The following is a 630-nucleotide window of genomic DNA, read 5'->3' as shown; positions in this document are numbered from 1 at the left end:
GGCGATGGTGATGACCTTGCCGCTGTCCAACGTCACGGTGACCGGACCGTTTTGTGCGGTGACCGGTTTGCCCTGGGTATCGGTCAAGGTCGCGGTGTAAGTGATGGTGCCGTTTTCGTCCACGCTCGGGGTCGCGGTCAGGGTCACCGTGGTGGTGTCAATCGAGTCAGTGATGGTGGTCACAGCCGGCGTGGTGTTCGGCACCAGGTTCTCGAAGTTGCCGCCGGTGGTACTGGTGATGGTGGTGCTGACGGTGCTGCCGTTGTTATAGACGTCGTTGGCCGCAGTCGGCACGTTCACGGTGCCGCTGGTCTGGCCCGCCTCGATGGTAATGACCGAGCCGTTGCTCAAGGTCACGGTCATCGGCGTACCAGCCGGGTTGCTCAGGGTCGCCGTGTAGGTGATCTGGCCGCCTTCGGTGATGTTGCCGGTGGCCGTCAAGGTCAGCCCGGTGTTGTCCACGGAATCGGTGATGGTGGTCACGGCCGGCGTGGTGTTCGGCACCAGGTTTTCGAAGTTGCCGCCGGTGGTGCCGGTGATGGTGGTGCTGACAGTGCTGCCGTTGTTATAGACGTCGTTGGCCGCAGTCGGCACGTTCACGCTGCCGCTGGTCTGGCCCGCCTCGATGGT

General features: G+C 63.3%; 1 protein-coding gene. It reads right to left on the bottom strand.

Translation table 11 applies throughout. The features are described 5' to 3' along the window. The coding region (locus AC1Q6Y_RS28040) for an immunoglobulin-like domain-containing protein (RefSeq protein WP_492625658.1) at window positions 1–630 on the bottom strand (630 nt) is incomplete at both ends.

The sequence above is a fragment of the Pseudomonas sp. GW823-FHT06E10 genome (assembly GCF_058794995.1).
The sequence above is the reverse complement of the archived record's forward strand: the minus strand, read 5'-3'. Positions and strand labels throughout refer to the sequence as shown.